Origin of the sequence: Streptococcus sp. sy004, from assembly GCF_007859205.1 — a bacterium.
Classification (GTDB): Bacteria; Bacillota; Bacilli; order Lactobacillales; family Streptococcaceae; genus Streptococcus.
In genome coordinates, this window is the sequence record NZ_VOHP01000001.1 from 51,479 (window position 1) to 72,689 (window position 21,211).

General features: G+C 38.5%; 22 protein-coding genes. 18 read left to right on the plus strand and 4 right to left on the minus strand.

Annotation, left to right across the window (positions count from 1 at the left end):
• Positions 1–3 precede the first annotated feature (3 nt).
• From mutM to smpB, 7 genes are all read left to right on the plus strand, one after another.
• Positions 4–828, plus strand: a complete 825-nt coding sequence (mutM, locus tag FRX54_RS00300) for a DNA-formamidopyrimidine glycosylase (RefSeq protein ID WP_146459807.1) — start codon at positions 4–6, stop codon at positions 826–828.
• Positions 828–1,421, plus strand: a complete 594-nt coding sequence (coaE, locus tag FRX54_RS00305; RefSeq protein WP_146459808.1) for a dephospho-CoA kinase — start codon at positions 828–830, stop codon at positions 1,419–1,421. The genes mutM and coaE overlap by 1 nt, the downstream gene beginning before the upstream one ends.
• A gap of 4 nt (positions 1,422–1,425) precedes the next feature.
• Positions 1,426–2,886, plus strand: coding sequence for a helicase HerA-like domain-containing protein (locus FRX54_RS00310; RefSeq protein WP_146459810.1), 1,461 nt, complete (start codon positions 1,426–1,428; stop codon positions 2,884–2,886).
• A 15-nt stretch (positions 2,887–2,901) separates the two neighbouring features.
• The gene (gene rpmG / locus FRX54_RS00315) at positions 2,902–3,048 is read left to right on the plus strand and encodes a 50S ribosomal protein L33 (RefSeq protein WP_146459812.1); all 147 of its coding nucleotides are present in this window, start codon (positions 2,902–2,904) and stop codon (positions 3,046–3,048) included.
• 46 nt (positions 3,049–3,094) lie between these two features.
• Positions 3,095–3,331: a preprotein translocase subunit SecG gene (gene secG, locus FRX54_RS00320; protein ID WP_146459814.1), complete on the plus strand. Its 237-nt coding sequence runs from the start codon at positions 3,095–3,097 to the stop codon at positions 3,329–3,331.
• A gap of 75 nt (positions 3,332–3,406) precedes the next feature.
• Positions 3,407–5,704 carry a ribonuclease R gene (gene rnr, locus FRX54_RS00325; protein WP_146459816.1) on the plus strand — a complete coding sequence of 766 codons (2,298 nt, stop codon included), beginning with the start codon at positions 3,407–3,409 and terminating at the stop codon, positions 5,702–5,704.
• A complete protein-coding gene (smpB, locus tag FRX54_RS00330) occupies positions 5,667–6,134 on the plus strand; it encodes an SsrA-binding protein SmpB (protein ID WP_146459818.1) in 468 nt (155 codons plus the stop codon). Before rnr ends, smpB begins: the two co-directional genes overlap by 38 nt.
• 123 nt (positions 6,135–6,257) lie before the next feature.
• On the opposite strand, the gene FRX54_RS00335 is transcribed toward smpB, so the two are convergent.
• Positions 6,258–7,337, minus strand: coding sequence for a Xaa-Pro peptidase family protein (locus FRX54_RS00335; protein WP_146459820.1), 1,080 nt, complete (start codon positions 7,335–7,337; stop codon positions 6,258–6,260).
• A gap of 175 nt (positions 7,338–7,512) precedes the next feature.
• On the opposite strand from FRX54_RS00335, the gene ccpA reads away from it, so the two are divergent.
• Entirely contained in the window at positions 7,513–8,517 is a 1,005-nt protein-coding gene (gene ccpA, locus FRX54_RS00340; protein WP_146459822.1) for a catabolite control protein A, read from the plus strand.
• Between the two features lie 63 nt (positions 8,518–8,580).
• Positions 8,581–9,579, plus strand: a complete 999-nt coding sequence (locus FRX54_RS00345; protein ID WP_146459823.1) for a glycosyltransferase — start codon at positions 8,581–8,583, stop codon at positions 9,577–9,579.
• Positions 9,580–9,631: 52 nt separating this feature from the next.
• Here FRX54_RS00345 and FRX54_RS00350 read toward each other — a convergent pair whose 3' ends face one another.
• Entirely contained in the window at positions 9,632–10,852 is a 1,221-nt protein-coding gene (locus FRX54_RS00350) for a mechanosensitive ion channel (protein WP_146459825.1), read from the minus strand.
• A 181-nt stretch (positions 10,853–11,033) separates the two neighbouring features.
• Between FRX54_RS00350 and FRX54_RS00355 the strand changes: the two genes are divergently transcribed.
• The 4 genes from FRX54_RS00355 (at position 11,034) to FRX54_RS00370 (ending at position 15,674) form a co-directional block, all read left to right on the plus strand.
• The gene (locus FRX54_RS00355) at positions 11,034–11,543 is read left to right on the plus strand and encodes a YutD-like domain-containing protein (protein ID WP_146459827.1); all 510 of its coding nucleotides are present in this window, start codon (positions 11,034–11,036) and stop codon (positions 11,541–11,543) included.
• Position 11,544: 1 nt separating this feature from the next.
• The gene (locus FRX54_RS00360; protein ID WP_186652341.1) at positions 11,545–12,054 is read left to right on the plus strand and encodes a VanZ family protein; all 510 of its coding nucleotides are present in this window, start codon (positions 11,545–11,547) and stop codon (positions 12,052–12,054) included.
• 118 nt (positions 12,055–12,172) lie between these two features.
• A complete protein-coding gene (locus tag FRX54_RS00365) occupies positions 12,173–13,939 on the plus strand; it encodes an ABC transporter ATP-binding protein (RefSeq protein ID WP_146459830.1) in 1,767 nt (588 codons plus the stop codon).
• The gene (locus tag FRX54_RS00370) at positions 13,929–15,674 is read left to right on the plus strand and encodes an ABC transporter ATP-binding protein (protein WP_146459832.1); all 1,746 of its coding nucleotides are present in this window, start codon (positions 13,929–13,931) and stop codon (positions 15,672–15,674) included. Before FRX54_RS00365 ends, FRX54_RS00370 begins: the two co-directional genes overlap by 11 nt.
• Positions 15,675–15,713: 39 nt before the next feature.
• Here FRX54_RS00370 and FRX54_RS00375 read toward each other — a convergent pair whose 3' ends face one another.
• Positions 15,714–16,745, minus strand: a complete 1,032-nt coding sequence (locus FRX54_RS00375; RefSeq protein WP_146459833.1) for a branched-chain amino acid aminotransferase — start codon at positions 16,743–16,745, stop codon at positions 15,714–15,716.
• A gap of 20 nt (positions 16,746–16,765) precedes the next feature.
• Entirely contained in the window at positions 16,766–17,887 is a 1,122-nt protein-coding gene (locus tag FRX54_RS00380; protein ID WP_146459836.1) for a PTS sugar transporter subunit IIC, read from the minus strand.
• 416 nt (positions 17,888–18,303) lie between these two features.
• On the opposite strand from FRX54_RS00380, the gene FRX54_RS00385 reads away from it, so the two are divergent.
• From FRX54_RS00385 to FRX54_RS00405, 5 genes are all read left to right on the plus strand, one after another.
• Complete coding sequence (locus tag FRX54_RS00385) at positions 18,304–18,945, plus strand: amino acid ABC transporter permease (protein WP_146459838.1); 642 nt, start codon at positions 18,304–18,306, stop codon at positions 18,943–18,945.
• A 9-nt stretch (positions 18,946–18,954) separates the two neighbouring features.
• Positions 18,955–19,584: an amino acid ABC transporter ATP-binding protein gene (locus FRX54_RS00390; protein ID WP_146459840.1), complete on the plus strand. Its 630-nt coding sequence runs from the start codon at positions 18,955–18,957 to the stop codon at positions 19,582–19,584.
• Between the two features lie 15 nt (positions 19,585–19,599).
• Complete coding sequence (locus tag FRX54_RS00395) at positions 19,600–20,436, plus strand: amino acid ABC transporter substrate-binding protein (protein ID WP_146459842.1); 837 nt, start codon at positions 19,600–19,602, stop codon at positions 20,434–20,436.
• Positions 20,437–20,608: 172 nt separating this feature from the next.
• On the plus strand, positions 20,609–20,881 hold the full coding sequence (rpsP, locus tag FRX54_RS00400; RefSeq protein ID WP_146459844.1) for a 30S ribosomal protein S16: 273 nt from the start codon (positions 20,609–20,611) through the stop codon (positions 20,879–20,881).
• Between the two features lie 10 nt (positions 20,882–20,891).
• Positions 20,892–21,137, plus strand: coding sequence for a KH domain-containing protein (locus FRX54_RS00405; RefSeq protein WP_146459845.1), 246 nt, complete (start codon positions 20,892–20,894; stop codon positions 21,135–21,137).
• Positions 21,138–21,211 lie beyond the last annotated feature (74 nt).

Genomic DNA, 21,211 nt, shown 5'->3' on the forward strand with positions numbered 1-21,211 from the left:
CTTATGCCAGAATTACCAGAAGTGGAAAGTGTCAGACAAAGCCTAGAGCCTATGCTTGTGGGTAAGACTATTGAGCGTTTGTGTGTCTCTTTTCCTAAAATGGTCTTGACAGGGGCGAAAAATCTCGAAACCATGTTAGCTCATCAAAAAGTTGAGGCGGTTCGTCGTAGGGGCAAGTATCTGATTATTGAGTTTAGTCATGGGCTGTTGATTTCCCATTTACGAATGGAAGGTAAGTATCTGCGTTTTGAACAGGTCACCCAAGATCAAAAACACTGCCATGTTTACTTCTATCTTTCTGACGGTTCTATTTTGGTTTATCATGACGTGCGTAAGTTTGGCACGATGGAGTATTTGGACAAATCAGACGAGGCAGCTTATTTTCATAAGAAAGGTCTAGGCCCTGAGCCGACTCCAGAAGATTTTAAGTTGGCAGACTTTAGTCAAGGTTTACAGAAGTCGAAAAAAATTATCAAGCCACATTTGTTGGATCAGACCTTGGTTGTGGGATTGGGCAATATCTATGTTGATGAAGTGTTGTGGGCAGCAAGATTACATCCAGAGCGTGCCAGTGCTAGTTTGACTGAGTCAGAAATCAAGGTTTTACACAAAGAGATTATCCGTATTTTGCAACTAGGTATTGAACAGGGTGGTTCTAGTATCAGAACCTATAAAAATGCTCTGGGAATGGCTGGTCGCATGCAGAACTATTTACAAGTCTATGGTAAAGAAGAACAGCCTTGTTCACGGTGTGGTCATCTGATTGAAAAAATCAAAGTTCGTGGACGTGGAACTCATTTTTGTCCACAATGTCAAAAGGAGTCGTAATGGTTAAGATAATTGGATTGACAGGAGGCATTGCTTCAGGAAAATCAATCGTCAGTACTTATCTGAAAGAAAAGGGGTATGCCGTTTTAGATGCTGATCAGGTGGTTCACGAGTTACAGGCTAGAGGAGGTCGTCTGTATCAAATCCTGGTGGATTACTTTGGTCAGGAGATATTATTGCCAGACCAGTCGCTGAACCGAGCGAAATTAGGTCAGTTGATCTTTTCTAATCCTGAGATGCTGGCTGTATCTAACAGCTTACAAGATCAAGTGATTCGTCAAGAATTATCTACTCGACTAAACAAGTTATCACAAAGGCAGCAGATAATCTTTCTAGACATTCCCTTGTTATTTGAGAAAGGTTATGACAGTTGGTGTCATGAAACTTGGTTGGTAATGGTACAAGAACCTACCCAGTTAAAACGCTTGATGGCAAGAAATGCTATGCCCCTAGAAGAAGCAAAAAGTAGATTGGCAGCTCAGCTTTCCCTAGATGAAAAAAAAGAAAAAAGTCAGCTCCTTATCGACAATGATGGCAGTTTAGCGAATACCTATGCCCAAGTTGATCTCGCTTTAGAAACATTAGAAAGGTAGAAGAATGAAAGAAATTGTTATTGCAAAAGGAACACAACCTGTATCACTCAATTTAAGTATGCTCAATCGCCATGGCTTAATTGCAGGGGCGACAGGGACCGGTAAAACCGTTACCTTAAAAGTCATTGCAGAATCTCTCAGTCAAGCTGGCGTACCAGTCTTTTTGGCAGATATCAAAGGAGATTTGGCAAATTTAGCAAAAGAAGGTAGCTTAACGGATAAACTAGCTAGTCGATTGGAGATGTTGGGCCTCAGTGATTATACTCCCCACGCCTTTCCAGTTCGTCTTTGGGATGTTTTTGGCCAAGAAGGGCATCCTGTTCGGGCGACTATTTCTGAAATGGGACCTATCATGCTAGCTCGTTTGCTCAATCTTAATGATACTCAGTCAGGTATTTTGAGCATGGTGTTTAAGATTGCAGATGATAAGGGTTGGCTGTTGATTGATTTGAAAGATCTACAGGCTCTTTTGCGTGAAGTGGCAGATAATGCCAGTCATTATTCTAGCCAGTACGGAAACATGGCCAAACAGTCTATTGCTGCCATTCAGCGTAGTTTACTAGCGTTAGAACAAGAAGGCGGTGACTTTTTCTTTGGTGAGCCAGCCTTGGACTTACAGGATTTTCTGCAAACTGACCAGTTAGGGCAAGGGGTGATTAACATTCTAAATGCCACTAAGCTCTTCAATGCTCCTAGCTTATACACAACCTTCTTGTTTTGGCTTTTAGCTGAACTCTATGAAACTCTGCCAGAAGTTGGAGATTTAGAGCAACCCAAGTTGGTGTTCTTCTTTGACGAAGCTCATCTCTTGTTCAAAGATGCTCCGAAATCATTTGTCGATAAAATCGAGCAGATTGTTCGCTTGATTCGCTCTAAAGGCGTTGGTATTTTTTTCATTACACAAAATCCTCTAGACTTGCCAGAATCAGTCTTGGCTCAGTTGGGGAATCGTGTGCAGCATGCTTTGAGGGCTTATACACCAAAAGAATTAAAAGCCGTTAAGACAGCCGCTGAAACCTTCCGACAAAATCCTGACTTGGATGTGGCGAAGGTGATTACAGAATTACAAGTAGGTGAGGCCTTGGTGTCATTTCTAAATGATCAAGCTCAACCCAATATGGTTGAAAGAGCCTATATTTTACCACCAAAATCTAGTTTTGAACCTTTGTCAGCTTTGGATATGCAAGGTTTAATTAACCAATCACCATTTGATGCTAAGTATAGTCAGACGCTAGATCGCGAATCAGCTTATGAACTTTTGGCTAAGAAAGTAGAAGAAGACAAAGTTATTGAAGAACGACAAAAATCAGAAAAAGCAGCTAGCCAACAGGTTAAGCGACAAGCAACAAGTGGTCGTCGTCAAAAATTTACTTTGGATAAGGCAAGAGATTCCTTTATCAATACAGCCGTACGCACAGTGACTCGTGAATTGGTTCGAGGCTTATTTGGTGGTCTTAAAAAGTAAATCAGGAGAGCTGACGTGCGAATAAAAATCACATTGATATGTAGTGCTTGTGGTAGTAAAAACTATCTGACTAGCAAGAATAAAAAAAATCACCCAGACAAGATTCAAGTGCTCAAGTATTGTCCCAAAGAGAGAAAAGTAACCCTTCACCTTGAATCTTGAGTGAAAGTGTGGTAGAATAATCAAGACCATAGTGGAGGAAAAATGAATGTATAACTTGTTACTCACCCTGCTACTTGTATTATCAGCCTTGTTGGTGATTGCGATTTTTATGCAACCCCAAAAAAATCCAAGTAGTAATGTTTTTGATAGTAGTGGGTCAGAGGCACTTTTTGAGCGAAGAAAAGCGCGTGGTTTTGAGGCTTTTATGCAGCGTCTTACTGGAATTCTTGTCTTTTTCTGGTTAGCGATTGCTTTGGCACTTGCTATTTTATCAAGTCAATAAAGAGGGTCAAGACATCTGGTCTGACCCCTTTTTCTATAAGAAATCAACACAAGTTATCCCAATAGAAAGAAATCAATGAAAGAAAAAATTATTAGTTATTTAGAAGAAAATGGTAAGAGCGATGTCAATCACTTGGCAGAAGCCTTAGAAATGGCAGGAGCCAAGAGATTTCCAAGCCTAATCAAAGAAATTTCTCAAATGGAAAGTCAAGGTCTGCTACGTTTTGATGATACAGGCCAGCTAGCCTTAAGAAAAAAAGAAAAAAAAGTAGATGACATCCGAATTACAGGAATTTTTCGAGCGAATAAGGCTGGTTTTGGTTTTTTAGCCGTTGATGAGGCAGAAGACGATCTCTTTATTAGCCGTAATGATGTCGGTCATGCCATTGATGGAGATACGGTTGAAGTAGTCATTAAAAAGGTGGCCAATCGTCTAAAAGGAACGGCTGCCGAGGCTCGTGTGGTTAACATTGTTAAGCGTAGTTTAACCAGTTTAGTTGGTAAATTGATACTGTCTGATGATAAACCCAACTATGTGGGTTATATCCAAAGTAAAAATCAAAAAATTACTCAACGAATTTATATCAAAAAGACGCCCTTGTTGTTAACAGGAACAGAAGTGCTTAAGGTTGATATTGAGAAGTATCCAAGTCGCCATCATGACTATTTTGTGGCAAGTTTGGTTGATATTATTGGCCATCAAGATGATGTGGGGATTGATGTTTTAGAAGTCTTGGAATCAATGGATATTGTTTCAAGCTTTCCTGATGATGTTCTGTCAGAAGCAAAAGCAGTTCCAGATGCACCAACTAAGACGGATTTATTAGGTCGAGTAGATTTACGCCAAGAGCTGACCTTTACCATTGATGGTGCAGATGCCAAGGATTTGGATGATGCGGTTCATATCAAGCTACTAGAAAATGGTCATTTTGAGCTAGGTGTTCACATTGCTGATGTGTCTTATTATGTTAAAGAAAATTCAGCCCTTGACCGAGAAGCTTTGGCTCGTGGGACATCTGTCTATGTAACCGACCGTGTAGTGCCTATGTTACCTGAGCGTCTGTCTAATGGCATTTGTTCGCTTAATCCAAATGTTGAGCGTCTAACCCAGTCAGCCATTATGGAGATTGACCGTCAGGGTAAGGTGCGTTCTTATCAAATTACCCAAAGTGTGATTAAGTCAGCTTTTCGTATGACTTATAGTGATGTCAATCAAATGATTAACGGCGATAAAGAGTTACTCACTCGTTATGCTCCAATTGTTGATAGTGTGCATCAAATGGTTAGTTTACATCATCTCTTAGAAGAAATGCGTTACCGTCGAGGTGCCCTTAATTTTGATACGGCAGAAGCTAAAATCATCGTCGATGACAAAGGCATGCCAGTTGATGTGGTCTTGCGTGAGCGAGGTCTAGCCGAGCGAATGATTGAGTCCTTTATGTTAGCAGCAAATGAATGCGTCGCTGAGCATTTTGCTAAGGCTAAACTACCTTTTATTTATCGGATTCATGAAGAGCCCAAGGCTGAAAAATTACAAACCTTTATTGATTATGCGAGTGTCTTTGGTGTCCAAGTTCAAGGAACTGCCAATAAAATCACTCAGTCGGCCTTGCAAGATTTTATGAAGAAGGTAGAAAATCAGCCAGGTAGTGATGTCTTGTCTATGATGTTACTACGTTCGATGCAGCAGGCTCGTTATTCTGAACATAATCATGGTCATTATGGCTTGGCAGCGACTTATTATACTCACTTTACTAGTCCGATTCGACGTTATCCAGACTTATTGGTTCATCGTTTGATTCGTGATTATCAACAAATTACTTCAGAACAGCTAGAACATTTCAATCAGGTGATTCCAGAAATTGCCACTCAAGCCTCTAGTTTGGAGCGTCGTGCCATTGATGCAGAGCGTCTGGTTGAAGCCATGAAAAAAGCAGAGTATATGGAAAGTTATGTTGGGCAGGAATTTGATGCAGTCATTGCTACCGTAGTGAAATTTGGTCTATTTGTGGCTCTGCCAAACACGATTGAGGGCTTGATTCATGTAATGACCTTGCCAGAGTATTATCATTACAATGAAAGAACCATGAGCCTACAAGGTGAAAAATCTGGTAAAGTATTTAAGGCAGGTCAAAAGATTCGTGTGAAGTTAGTTAAAGCTGATAAGGAAGCTGGGGCGATTGACTTTGAGTATTTACCGAGTGATTATGATGTGGTTGAAAAGGTAGCGACTAAGCAAAAGAAAAAAGCTAAACCAAAATCACAAGGTAGAACCAAATCAACTCAGAAAGAGAAAAAGCCGTTTTATAAGGGCGTGACAAAAAAAGGAGGTTCAAATGGCAAAGGGCGAGGGAAAGGTCGTCGCACAAAATAAGAAGGCAAGACACGATTATAGCATTGTTGATACTATTGAAGCGGGCTTGGTGCTGACAGGGACAGAAATTAAAAGTGTCCGTGCAGCTAGGATAACATTGAAAGATGGTTATGCTCAAATCAAAAATGGTGAAGCTTGGCTGGTCAATGTTCACATTACCCCTTATGAGCAAGGAAACATCTGGAACCAAGAACCAGAGCGAACACGCAAGTTGCTCTTGAAAAAACGTGAGATTGAAAAATTAGCTCAGGAGCTAAAAGGAACAGGAATGACCCTTGTTCCCTTAAAGGTTTATCTGAAAGATGGTTTTGCCAAGGTGTTACTTGGTTTAGCCAAGGGGAAACATGATTATGATAAACGTGAGAGTATTAAGCGTCGTGATCAAAACCGTGAAATTGCTCGTGTCATGAAAGCTGTTAACAAGAGATAGAACCTAAATTTTATTAACAATCAAACTTGATACAATCAGTTGAGACCATGAACGTCAATGTTCATGGTCTTTTTGTCTGATAAAAGAAAGAAAAAACCTGTAGTTAGCCACTACAGGTTTAGCTTAAAAATAAAGTAGGTCTTTTTTGGTTTGTGTAAAGAGATCAAAACCATTTTTTGTTACATAGCCACAATCCTCAATACGTACGCCTACCTTATCAGGTATATAGATACCAGGTTCTACAGAGAAACACATGCCTTCTTGAATAATAAGGTTATTACCAGTCATAATGGAAGGAAACTCATGCACTTCCATCCCAAGTCCGTGCCCTAAACGGTGATTAAAATACGGGCCATAACCAGCTTTTTCAATCACTGAGCGAGCGGCTGCATCAATTTCGCCTGCTGTGACACCAGGTTTAATCATATCCAGAGCCGTCAGTTGAGCTTCTAAGCAGAGTTGATAAATGTCTTTCTTGAACTGATCAGGTTGACCAACAGCTACGGTTCTCGTCATATCACTGGTATAACCTAGCGTTTCTACACCAAGATCAAAGAGGAGAAGTGCGTGGTTTTCAATTTTATGATGACTTGGAATACCATGGGGATTGGCGGCATTTTTACCTGTTAGAACCATGGTTTCAAAACTCATGCGATCAGCTCCTGCCTTTTTCATAGCAAATTCGATTTGAGCGATAAGATCCAATTCGGTTTGCTCAAGATTGATGTGTTCAAAGCCAACTGCCATGGCTTGATCCGCCATACGACCAGCCAGCATCATTTTTTCAATCTCATCAGCTGACTTAATCATCTTCATTTGGTTGATTAGTGGGGTGATGTCTGAAAAATGTCCCTTGAGAATATTTTGTAGACCTTGAAATTTATTGACATTCAGATGATTAAATTCAGCAAAAAGTTGTGGATAAGATAAGTTTTTCAAAACACTTTGCAATTTTTGCCAAGGATTTTCATGATCAGCATAGCCCACGATAGGAAAATCAATCTGCTGACTAGCTCGTAAGGTATCTAACTCAGGTAGAAAAAGGAGAGGTTCTTGGTCAGTAAAGACAAACAAGAAGAGTTGTCGTTCGTGAGGGTCGCAGAAATAACCTGTCAGATAATTAATGGTAACAGGATTAGAAAAAATAGCAACTTGTTTATGATGGTCTTTCAATAGTGTTTGAATATGAGCTAATTTTGTCATAGTAGCCTCCTTAGATTTTATTTTTTCAAAAATTAAAGGAAAAAGCAAGCTTTTCTTGAAAAAATAAGTAAAATTCTCAAAAATTACTGCTCTATTATTTGAAAGAGCAAACTAATGGTGTTATAATAATAAATGTAAGCGATATTTTCAATTTAGAAAGGTAAGGTAAAGAGAAATGAATATTGATGATACAGTAACCATTTATGATGTTGCCCGTGAAGCAGGTGTTTCCATGGCAACAGTTAGCCGGGTCGTCAATGGTAATAAGAATGTTAAAGAAAATACGCGTCAAAAAGTTTTGGAAGTCATCGAACGTCTAGATTATCGTCCTAATGCAGTGGCGCGTGGTTTAGCTAGTAAAAGAACGACAACGGTAGGTGTTGTAATTCCTGATATTGCTAATTCTTATTTTTCAATATTGGCTAAAGGAATTGATGACATTGCTACTATGTATAAGTATGATATTATTATTGCTTCAAGTGATGAGAATCCGGAAAAAGAAGTCAATGTGGTGAATATGCTGTTTTCTAAACAGGTTGATGGTATTATCTACATGAGTCACCATCTGACTGATGAGGTTCGCTCAGAGTTTCGTCGTTCAAGAACTCCAGTTGTTTTGGCTGGAACAGTTGATTTAGAAGATCAATTACCAAGCGTTAATATCGACTATAAGCAAGCCACTAAGGATGCGATTGAATTATTGGCTGAACGTCATGACAAGATTGCCTTAGTTTCTGGGTCTTTGATGGAAGATATCAATGGTAAGATTCGATTGCAGGGTTATAAAGAAGCCTTGAAAGCTAAGGGACTTGACTTTACAGAAGCTTTGGTATTTGAAGCCAATTATCGTTATCAAGACGGTTTTGATTTAGCTAAACGTTTATTGGTGTCGGGTGCAACTGCAGCCTATGTAGTAGAAGATGATTTGGCAGCTGGTTTATTAAATGGTCTTTTTGCAGCAGGTAAAACAGTACCAGAGGATTTTGAAATGATTACCAGCAATGATTCTGAAGTTGTAAACTTTACTCGACCAAATTTGACGTCAATTAGTCAACCAATTTATGATGTAGGTGCCATTGCTATGCGGATGTTAACCAAGATTATGAATAAAGAAGAATTAGAACAAAAAGAAATCATTCTTAATCATCGGGTTAAAAAACGTGGCACAACTAAGGAGTAAAGACAGTCACATTGGCTGTTTTTATTTACCATTGGAACAAAAAGCGTTATAATAGAAGGTGCTATGAAAGTATTACTGTATTTAGAAGCAGAGCATTATTTACGCAAGTCAGGTATTGGTCGCGCTATTAAACATCAAGAAAAAGCCTTGCAGGCAGTTGGACAAGCCTATACAACCAATCCAAACGATGACTATGACTTGGTTCATATCAATACTTATGGTTGGAAATCTTGGCGGTTGATTAAGACTGCTAAAAGAGCAGGTAAAAAAGTTATCATGCACGGTCATTCCACTGAAGAAGACTTTAGAGATTCTTTTATTGGCTCAAATCTGATTAGTCTATTATTTAAATGGTACCTTTGTCAATTTTATCAAGAAGCTGATGCCATTATTACCCCAACGACTTATTCTAAATCCTTGATTGCAGGCTATGGTATTAAAACACCAATTTTTGTGGTTTCAAATGGGATTGACCTTAGTCGGTATCAAGAAAGCCAAAATAAAGAAGCAATTTTCCGAGATTATTTTCAATTAACTAAGGATCAAGCCGTTGTTGTTTGTGCAGGCTTATACTTTAAACGGAAAGGTATCGAAGATTTTGTAAAAGTGGCTGAGCAACTACCTCATGTTCGTTTTATTTGGTTTGGTGAAACGAATAAATGGGTTATTCCAGCTAAAATCAGACGTCTGGTCAATAAACATCATCCAGCTAATGTAACTTTTGCGGGTTATATCAAGGGAGATGTGTTTGAAGGCGCTATGACAGGGGCAGATGCTTTCTTTTTTCCGAGTAAGGAAGAAACCGAAGGAATTGTTGTGTTAGAGGCCTTAGCAAGTCGCCAACACTTAATACTGCGTGACATTCCAGTTTATCAAGGGTGGATTGATGAGAGGAGTGCTGAATTAGCGAGAGATGTGTCTGGTTTTGTTGAAGCTATCAATAAGGTTTTATTAGGTCGTAGTCAAAAAACAGAGGCAGGTTATCAAGTTGCACGTTCACGGCGAATTGAGAAAATCGGTCAAGAATTAGTTAAGGTTTATCAAAGCGTAATAAACCAATAAATTGATAATATAAAAAATCATCAACCTTAAGGTTGATGATTTTTAGATTGGATTATTTGTCTTTGTTAATTGTTTTGTCTAGCTTGTCTAATTGTTTAGCAGCAAAGTCGCGACCACCAAGACCAAATGCAAGAGCAAATGCAACTGCAAGTGCAGACAAGATGATTGTGAAAGCTGATTGAACGATTGTTTGAGCAATACCAAGTTGATCAAGTGTCATAAAGACAGCAAGAACAATTAAACCGTAGCGAACTAATTCAGCCAAGAACTTGTTGTTAGTTACTTTACCGAAGAAGTCAGCCAAGATGTTACCACCGATAACAGCAGCAGCAAGGATTAACAATGAGCTGATGATAGCTGGCAAGAAAGCAATGATTGAGAAGCCGATCGTGTTAAGCACTTCCAAGTTAAGAACAGCAATTGCTTGTACAAGGAAGAAGATTGCCAGAATACCACGAACAAGGTTAGCAATCATTTTTGAAAGTGAGTAGCTAGCTTTTTTCTCGTCAAAGCTAAGGTATTTAGAGTATTGGTTGATTCCTGAAGTTTCAAGCAATTTTTCAACAAGGTTACCAATTAGTTTAGCAAGGAAACCACCGATAACCAGTAACAGAACTGCTGTGACAAGATTTGGAATGAAACCAACAACTTGATCAAGTAGGGCAACGATTGGTTTAGAAAGTGCCGCTACACCAAGAGTGTCAAGTGCAGTAGCCAAGATTGGTACAAAGATCAACACATAAACAATTGTTGAAAGAACATCAGCCAATTGTGCTTCGTTAGTAAGAGCAGTGTTGCTGTCTTGGCCAAGAGCTTTAGTCATCCATTTATCAATTGGTAGATTGATAATAAGATTTTTAATCAAGTTTTTGATGAACTTGCAGAAGTAAAACCCAAGGAAAAGGATGAAGCCTGTTGCAATGATGTTTGGAATGAAACCAAAGAATTCAGCAAACATGCTTGAAATTGGGTCAACAACACTTGCTACACCAAGTCCAGATAGAATAGCTGGTAGGAAGAAAAGAATTGTAGCAAAATAGAAAACTTGACCAATTGTTTTCTTCAAGCCAGTTTCATCAGCATCTTCTTTGACCAAGCCCCATTTGCTAAGATAGCTAATAGGTTTAATTGCAGTTAGTCCTTTGATGACTAATTTTCTGATAACATTAGCCAAAATAAGAGCTAATAGAATAAGTACAATCACACGAAGAGCGGATGGTACATAAGAAACGATTTGTTGAATAAAACCGTTATCCAAAATAGATGTATTCATAATGACCTCCATAAAATTTTATGATACACTTTTATTTTATCAAAAAATAGTTAGAAGCTCAAAAGATTTGTCTTTTAATTGTCATATAATGGTAAAGATTTTGTAAATCATGGTTTCTTGATAACAAATCATCAAAAATGGGGTATAATAGAACGAAAGTAACGTCTAGAAAGTAAGAGTCATGAAAAAAGAAATTGCTCCTGAACTTTACAATTATAATAAATTTCCTGGTCCAGAGTTTGTTTGCCTAGAGCAGCTTGTTAAATCAGACGATTTAAGTTTTGATTTGGTTGACAATTATCGTGATGCTTTTGATGCTCAGGTCTTTAGTCAACGTTTTTCGCCAATTTTATTAAGATATGACTATATTGTTGGAGATTGGGGAAATGATCAACTACGCCTTAAAGGATTTTATCGACCAGAAAAGGCCCTAAATCATTTGGACAATATGAATCACTTGGAAGATTATCTAAAGGAATTTTGTAATTATGGTTGCGCCTACTTTGTTCTCTACAATCATCAACCTCAAGAAGCAATAGAAGAACCAGCTTTTATAAGTCAACGGCCTCGCAAAAAGTCTTATCGGTCACGGATAAGAAATAAGATTGGTAAAAAAGATAATAAATTATCTAATAAAGAGCAATATGAGGAGAGAAAACAAAACTTTGTTATTCGTCAGAAAAAAGGTTAAGTTGACAAGGCCCTATCCGATTAGTCAAAAGGCAAAAGGATTTCTACTGTTTTTATTGGGGCTTTATCTTATAGTCATTGCTTTGATGTGTTTTATTCCTCAGCCTACCATTAGTGGCGTCAAAACACCAGGGATTTTTTATGTTGGGCGTGTTCCTCTACTTTTAACACCATTTAATACCTTATTGCGCTTTTCTGAGATTACAGATGGTTTTAGTTTGATGTGGGTTTTGGGACAAAATCTAGCTAATATCTTTTTACTTTATCCTTTTTTCTTAATTTTCTTTTTTTTGTATCCAACTTATAGTCCCTACGCTAAGGCTTGGCGATTGGGACTGTGTTTTAGTTTATTGATTGAAGTAGGGCAGATTTTATTAGACATTTTTTTTGATTTTAATCGTGTTTTTGAAGTGGATGATCTTTGGACCAACACTTTGGGTGCCATTTTAGCAGCTCTAAGTTACGCTATGCTAACGAAATATTATTGGTACAAGAAAGACAAATCTCGTTGATGACTTTTCGTAACAACCGAGGTTTGTCTTTTTATCTCTATGTATTGATAAATGACACGCTTTGGTGTATAATCAGTCAGTTATCTATTTTTATTTAGAAATGAAAAAAGGAGATACGATGAAAAGAAAGTTTTTTGAGACCAGTATCATTGGTCAGCTTTGGTGGTTTTTCAAGTTAGAAAAACGCCGCTACCTGATTGGGATTTTTTCCTTGAGTTTGGTATCTGTGATTAACTTGATTCCACCAATGGTGATGGGGCGAATTGTTGATCAGATTGCCAGTCGAAATTTGAGCCAACCAGCACTTTTGTGGCAATTGCTTTATTTGCTTTTAGCTGCTTTTGCGATGTATGGGCTACGCTATGTTTGGCGGATGTATATTTTAGGGACTTCGTATCGCTTGGGTCAAATCATGCGACAACGTTTATTTGAGCAATTTACCAAAATGGCGCCTAGCTTTTATCAGAAATATCGAACAGGTGACTTGATGGCTCATGCCACCAACGACATCAATGCCTTAACCAGACTTGCTGGTGGCGGTGTCATGTCAGCCGTAGATGCGTCTGTCACAGCCTTGGTTACCTTATTTACCATGTTTTTCAATATTTCTTGGCAAATGACCTTGATTGCTATCTTGCCGCTACCTTTTATGGCTTTTGCAACTAATCGTCTATCAAAAAAAATGCACGATAGTTTCAAATCAGCTAATGCAGCCTTTTCTGAACTAAATAATAGTGTTCAAGAAAGTGTATCGGGAGTTAAAGTTACCAAATCTTTTGGTTATCAAGCAGCAGAATTTGAGAGTTTTCAAAAAATCAATCAGGACACGTTTGAAAAAAACATGACAGCCATGAAATATGATGTCCTTTTTGATCCCTTAGTCTTACTTTTTGTTGGTGCTACTTATGTCTTGACCCTTTTAGTTGGTAGTTTTATGGTTGCCCAACAAAAAGTTAGTATTGGTGATATGGTTACATTTATTACCTACTTGGATATGTTGGTCTGGCCACTAATGGCTATTGGTTTCTTATTTAATATGACGCAGAGAGGTAAGGTTTCTTATGAACGCATTCAAATGCTCCTAGCTCAAGAGTCAGATGTGCAAGAAAGTGAGAAGCCGCAGTCACAAATCAAAAATGGTCGCTTGGAGTATGCTATTGCCCAATTTGCTTATGAAGAACAAAAAACCTTGTCAGATATTTACTTTACCTTGGAAAAAGGTCAAACACTAGGTTTAGTTGGGCAAACAGGTTCAGGCAAGTCTAGTTTGATTAAAGCCCTATTGCGCGAATTTGATATCACGGATGGTGAAATTAAATTGGCAGGGCATAACATTAAAGACTATCGTTTGACAGATTTACGTTCTTTGATTGGTTATGTGCCTCAAGATCAATTCTTGTTTGCCATGTCTATTGTCGATAATATTCGTTTTGCTAATCCAGACTTTAGTTTGGCTCAAGTTGAAGCTATTACTAAGTTGACTCATGTCCATGAGGATATTCAAGCCATGCCTGAAGGATTTGATACCTTACTTGGTGAAAAAGGTGTTTCTTTATCTGGTGGGCAACGTCAGCGAGTTGCCATGAGTCGAGCAATGATTTTGGATCCGGACATTTTGATTTTGGATGATTCTTTGTCGGCAGTTGATGCTAAGACAGAACACGCCATTATTGATAATCTAAAACAATCTCGTACAGGAAAAACAACTATCATCTCAGCTCATCGTTTGAGTGCGGTTGTTCATGCTGATTTGATCTTAGTTATGCAAGATGGTCAAATTATTGAGCGAGGTCGTCACGAAGACCTCTTAGCCCAAGGAGGTTGGTATGCAGAAACCTATGCGAGTCAACAGCTTGATTTAGAAGGAGGTAGCGATGACTTCTAAAAGCCAACAATGGCAGACCTTTAAAAGACTTTTATCTTATTTAAAACCCTATAAGTTGCTAACGTTTTTTGCTTTGTTATTACTTTTGATGACCACTATTGTTAAAAACGTGATTCCCTTGGTGGCTTCTAATTTTATTGATCATTTTTTAGCTAATCTTAATCAAACAGCCATGCTGATTTTAGTGGGTTACTATGGTCTTTATCTTTTACAGACGCTTTTGCAGTACCTTGGTAATCTGTTGTTTGCCAAAGTTTCTTTCAGTATTGTAAGAGACATTCGCCGTGACGCTTTTGCTAATATGGAAAAGTTAGGCATGTCTTACTTTGATCAAACACCAGCAGGAGCTATTGTATCAAGAATTACCAATGATACTGAAGCTATCAGTGAGATGTTCTCAGGAATTTTAGCTAATTTTGTTTCAGCTATTTTTATCTTTGTTGTGACCTTTTATACCATGCTGGGCCTCAATCATGGTTTGACATTCTTGGTGTCAATGCTTTTACCTTGTATTTTTATTTTAGTAACTCTTTATCGTAAATTGTCAGAACCTGTCATCTCGAAAACTAGAAGTCTTTTGAGTGACATCAATAGTAAGTTATCTGAAAGTATTGAAGGAATTAGCATCATTCAAGCCTTTCGCCAAGAAGAGCGTCTGCGTCAAGAATTCTCAGACATAAACCAGGAACATATGACCTATGCTAATCGTTCAATGGCGCTAGATAGTTTATTTTTACGTCCAGCCATGTCATTGTTAAAATTATTGGCTTATGCCTTGCTTATGCTCTATTTTGGTTTAAGTTGGCAAGAATCTGGCGTGACGGCAGGTTTGATTTATGCTTTTATTCAGTATGTTAATCGTCTTTTTGATCCCTTGATTGAAGTAACCCAAAACTTTTCAACGCTACAAACGTCAATGGTAGCAGCTGGTCGTGTTTTTGCCCTCATTGACCGTAAAGATTACGAACCCAGCCAATCAGCTAGTGGGCCAATTATTACCCAAGGTGATATTGAGTTTAAGGATGTTAGTTTCTCTTATGATGGTAAGAATCAAATCTTGGATAAGGTGTCTTTCCGTGTGAAAAAAGGTGAAACCATTGCCTTTGTTGGTAGTACTGGTTCAGGTAAATCATCAATCATCAATGTCCTCATGCGCTTTTATGATTTTCAATCTGGTCAAGTCTTGATAGATGGTCGTGACATCAGAACTTACGATCAAGCAACCTTGCGTCAAACGATTGGTTTGGTCTTGCAAGACCCGTTCTTATATCATGGTACTATCAAGTCTAATATTAAAATGTACCAAGATTTGACAGATGAAGACGTTAAAGCCTCAGCGAAATTTGTTGATGCTGACCAGTTCATTCAAAAACTTCCCAAAGGTTATGATGACCCTGTGACTGAGCGTGGTTCGACTTTTTCAACAGGACAACGGCAACTACTAGCTTTTGCACGAACAGTAGCTAGCCAACCGAAGATTCTCATTTTAGATGAAGCGACAGCTAATATTGACTCTGAAACGGAGCAAACTGTTCAAAAATCTTTAGAGAAAATGAGACAGGGCCGTACGACCATTGCGATTGCCCATCGTTTATCAACTATTCAAGATGCTAATTGCATTTATGTCTTAAACAAAGGTAAGATTATTGAGCAAGGGAGTCATCAAGAGCTTCTTGCTCTAGAAGGAACCTATCATCGTATGTATCAATTACAAGCAGGTATGATGGATAATTAAATAAAAAATCTTAGATCACAGGATCTAAGATTTTTTACTTTAGTCAACTTTGACAATCCAGCCTTCAGGAGCGTCCACATCGCCAAATTGGATACCAGTTAATTCTTCGTAGAGACGACGAGTGACAGGTCCGACTTCTGTTTCACTGTAAAAGACATGGAAGTCCTCACCGATTTGTAGGCCACCGATTGGTGAGATGACAGCAGCCGTTCCACAAGCACCAGCTTCAACAAAGCGATCGAGTTCTGCTACTGGCACATCTCCTTCAATGGCTTTAAGACCAAGACGATGCTCAGCTAGATAAAGCAGTGAATATTTGGTGATTGAAGGTAGGATTGACGGACTGAGTGGCGTGACAAATTCATTGTCTTTTGTGATGCCGAAGAAGTTGGCAGCTCCGACTTCTTCAATCTTGGTATGAGTGGCAGGGTCAAGGTAAACGACATCAGAGAATTGACGTTCTTGAGCCAATTTTCCTGGTAGATAGCTGGCAGCATAGTTCCCCCCAACCTTTGCAGCACCAGTACCATTTGGAGCAGCACGGTCAAATTCAGTTGACACCAAGAAGTTAGTTGGGGTCAAGCCACCTTTGAAATAATTGCCAACAGGCATGGCAAAGACGCAGAAGATGTATTCAGGTGCGGGCTTGATGCCGATAACATCTCCGACACCAATCAAAAGCGGTCTAAGATATAAGGTGCCTCCTGAACCATAAGGTGGGACATAGTCGGCATTGGCTTTTACGACAGCTTTGACAGCATCAATAAACATGTCAGTAGGAACAGGGGGCATGAGCAAACGACGTGCTGAACGTTGCAGACGCTCGGCATTCATATCAGGTCTAAAGAGTTGAAGTGAACCGTCTTTGGTACGATAAGCCTTCATGCCTTCAAAGGCTTGTTGCCCATAGTGAAGGCAGGGAGAACATTCAGAGATATTAAAGTCAGCCTCTTCTGTAAGTTCTCCTTGTTGCCAAGCACCATCTTTGTAACGTGCTACATAGCGGTAAGGTAATTTCATATAGGCAAAGCCAAGATTGTTCCAGTCTAATTGTGAAGCAGGTGTTGTCATAAGATAAATCTCCTTGATTGTTATTTTGTTTCAAACTTAAAGACTTCTGCAGAATAAAGTTTTAGTAATTTAGTGTAAACAAAGCGAGTGGCGATAGCGATAGCCAAAGGTAATAAAATCCAAACTACTGGTGCTAGGACAGGCGATAGTCCACCATTGATTGAGGCAAATAAACCGGTTAAACCGACAAGGCCAAATCCAGCACTAGCAGGTGTTCCTGTGATATTAAAAAGAGGAACAAGTAGTGAGCAAAGGGCTGCTGTAGTGATGATATTGACATAAACGATAGGATTTTTGAAAACATTTGGCATCATCATTTTCATCGAAGCAAGGGCAACAGCTATTGTCACTCCAGGTTTATTAACAGTGAAAGAATGAACGACTAAGACCATCGTAGTTGCGGCTACTCCCATGGCAGAAGCACCAGCCGAGATACCAGTCAATCCAACGGCTAAACCGATTGCGACCGTTGAGATAGGTGAGACGATAAGGATAGCAAAAGAGATACAGATTAACATACTCATCAAGTAGGGTTGAAGTTCTGTAAAGTTTTGGATAAGAACTCCGATTTGAGTGGTGATGCCTTTGACATGAGGAAGAGTGTAAAGACCAACTGTGCCTACCAAGGCAGATAAGATTGGTAAAAAGATGATATTGAGTGAGCCTAATTTGTCGCCAAGAGCAAGAAGGAGGGCAACAGTCAAGCTAGCCACTAACATGGCATTGATGATATCACCAGTTCCAGCGGTAAAGAAAGAGCCAGCTAGTGTTGTGGCAGTTTGGATGACTTCCTCATTTGCTTTACTATCTTGAAGTTGGCTCAATAATCCAGCTGCGACGGCAGATTTACTGGTTACTCCAGAACCAACATAGGTGGCAGCAGCAACGACACCGACCTTCAGCCCATCAAATCCGAATTGAAGCGCAATTAAGGTTCCCATTAAGGCAGGGATGGTAGCTTGAAAGAGGACGTTGGCTGAATGCCAAGTAGCTACAAAGCTGTTGCCTTGAAATAGGCCACTGGTTAAAAGAACAGCCAAGATGGCATTTGGAATAAGGCCGACGATTACGGCGATAGCAGTTCCGTTAAGAACTTTATTTAGAAATTGACCGACAGAAAGAGTTGATTTTGTTGCTGTCATAACAGTTTCCTTTCATTTGATAAAAAATTCACTATTAAATTTTGATAATAGAAAAGCCAGTAGCTACAAAGTGAGTAGCTACTGGCTTTATCATACAAGTGTACAGAAAAAAGCGTTGCTATCCACTACTGATATAAACGTGTTCAACCATAATAATAAGAATAATAGCGACAACTAGTAGCATCATAGCAAGCTCCTTTCTAAAATTTGTTATTATCAAAATTTAATATATATTGTATTTTAGCAAAAACTTTTCAGAATGACAAGAGTTTTTTGAAAAATCATCAGATTAGTATGAAAATTGTACAGAAAAAAATGTATTTCAAAATCAGTTGACGAGCATCAATAAAAGATTTACTTTACAAAGTTTGGATTATTTTGGTAAAATAGTAGAGATTATCACTGAAGGAGAAAAGATGTCTTATCTATTTGAAGTTTTGCCCAGTTTATTAAAGGGGGCTTTAGTAACTTTGCAAATTTTTGTGCTAGTGTTAGTTCTCTCCGTCCCTTTAGGAGCGATACTAGCTTTTGTGATGAAACTGAAAATTAAGTTTCTTAACTGGTTATTGACTATCTATATTTGGATCATGCGAGGAACCCCCTTGCTCTTGCAATTGATTTTCATCTATTATGTTTTGCCAAATGTTGGCATTACACTTGATCGGATGCCAGCAGCTATTTTAGCCTTCACATTGAATTATGCTGCTTATTTTGCAGAGATATTTCGTGGTGGTATTGAAAGTATTCCTCAGGGTCAGTATGAGGCGGCTCAAGTACTTAAGCTCAGTCAGTTACAAACTATTCGTTATGTCATTTTGCCACAGGTGACCAAGGTGGTTTTACCAAGTGTGTTTAATGAAGTCATTACTTTAGTTAAAGATTCGGCCTTAGTTTATACCTTAGGTGTAGGTGATTTGCTTTTGGCGAGTAGGACGGCAGCTAACCGTGATGCCAGTTTAGTACCGATGTTTATTGCAGGTGCTATTTACCTGATTGTCATTGGTGGATTGACCTTGGTGTCTAAACAAGTTGAAAAGAAATATAACTATTACAAATAGGGAGACATCATGTTAGTGTTAAAACAAATTGCCAAGCGTTTTGGCAGTAAACAAATTTTTGAGAATTTTGACTTAACCATTGAAAAAGGAAAAACTTTGGCTATTGTTGGTCAATCTGGTGGAGGAAAGACCACTTTGCTTCGTATGCTAGCTGGTTTAGAAAGTATTGATAGTGGACAGATTTTCCATAATGGAAAAGAAGTAGGACGAGATTATTTCACTAAAAATCAATTGCTAGGTTTTGTTTTTCAAGATTTTCAATTATTTCCACATTTGACCGTTTTAGATAACTTAATCTTATCACCTGTTAAGACACAAGGCATGTCTAGGGCAGCTGCGGAAACAAAGGCATTGGAGCTGTTAGAGCGTCTTGGTCTCTCTAATCAAGTTAAGAACTACCCTCACGCCTTATCTGGTGGTCAAAAGCAACGGGTAGCCCTAGCCCGAGCCATGATGATTGATCCAGAAATTATTGGTTATGATGAGCCAACTTCAGCTCTTGATCCTGAATTACGTCGTGAGGTGGAACAATTGATTTTGCAAAATAAGCAAACCGGCATCACTCAGTTAATCATTACTCATGATTTGGACTTTGCTCAGCATATTGCTGATGACATTGTCAAGGTCTATCCCAAATAGAAAGAAGACAATAAAATGAAAAAACTCTTTGCAATACTAACTCTAGGTTTGAGTTTCTTGTTAGTGGCTTGCCAAGCCAAGAATAGTGGAAGCTCGACTATAACAACTGATCAATGGTCACGTTATGAAAAAGAAAAAACCATTACGATTGGTTTTGATAACACTTTTGTTCCCATGGGCTTTGAAGATGAATCAGGTCAAAATGTTGGATTTGATATTGATTTAGCCAATACCTTGTTTGAATCTTACGGGATTAAGGTCAAATGGCAGGCAATTAACTGGGATCTGAAAGAAACAGAATTGACAAACGGTAAGATTGATCTGATCTGGAACGGTTATTCAATGACGGATGAACGTGCGAAGAAAGTACTGTTTACCAATCCTTATATGAATAACGAACAAGTCTTGGTCACTAAAAAATCATCTAAAATCACCTCTTTTTCTGATATGAAAGATAAGGTTCTAGGTGTGCAAGCTGGTTCATCCGGCTATGATGCCTTTCAAAATAATCCACAAGTCTTGAAAGACTTAGTTAAAGATCAAGACGCTACACAGTACAGCACCTTTACAGAAGCCTTGATTGACTTGAAAAATGACCGTATTGATGGGCTATTGATTGATCGTGTTTATGCTAACTACTACTTGCAAAAAGAAGAGCAATTGGATCAATACAACATCATTGCTAGTGAATATAGTGGTGAAGATTTTGCAGTAGGTGCACGTCAGGCAGACAAGACTTTGGTTGAAAAAATCAATCAAGGTTTCAAGGATCTTTATCAATCGGGAGAATTCCAAAAAATATCAGATAAGTGGTTCGGTGAAGACATTGCTACTGAGCAAGTAAAAAATTAGTCAATTTAATATTTCTTAAGCTATCTTCTAAATTTTTAGAAGGTAGCTTTTCTGATAATAAAACTAAAAGGGTGTCAAGTTTTTTTCTTGACACCCTTTTTTACTTGTGCTATACTAATTTAAGTGAGGGAGAACTTTCCCTAAATAAAGAAATAGAAAAGAGATTTTACACATGGCAGTAAAAATTCGTTTGACTCGTATGGGTTCAAAGAAAAAACCTTTTTATCGTATTAACGTAGCAGATTCACGTGCACCACGTGATGGTCGTTTCATCGAAACAGTTGGAACTTACAACCCACTTGTAGAAGAAAATCAAGTTAGCCTTAAAGAAGAGCGTGTTCTTGACTGGTTGTCAAAAGGTGCTCAACCATCTGATACAGTGCGTAACCTATTTTCAAAAGCTGGCGTGATGAAGAAATTCCACGAACAAAAATTTTCTAAATAATTCTTAGCCTATGGACACGATTGAAAATCTCATTATTGCGATTGTGAAACCTCTGATTTCACAACCAGATAAACTTGTTATCAAAATACAGGATACTCCCGAATTTTTGGAATACCATCTTGATTTGGATGCCCAAGATATTGGTCGTATTATCGGTAGAAAGGGGCGAACGATTTCTGCAATAAGATCGATTGTCTATTCCGTGCCAATTCAAGGTAAGAAAGTTCGTCTAGTGATTGATGAAAAAACAAATTAAAACAGCTCTAGTGAGCTGTTTTTTCTTGGTTAGACTGGTCTTTTTAAGCATATCATGATAGAATAAAAAGACAA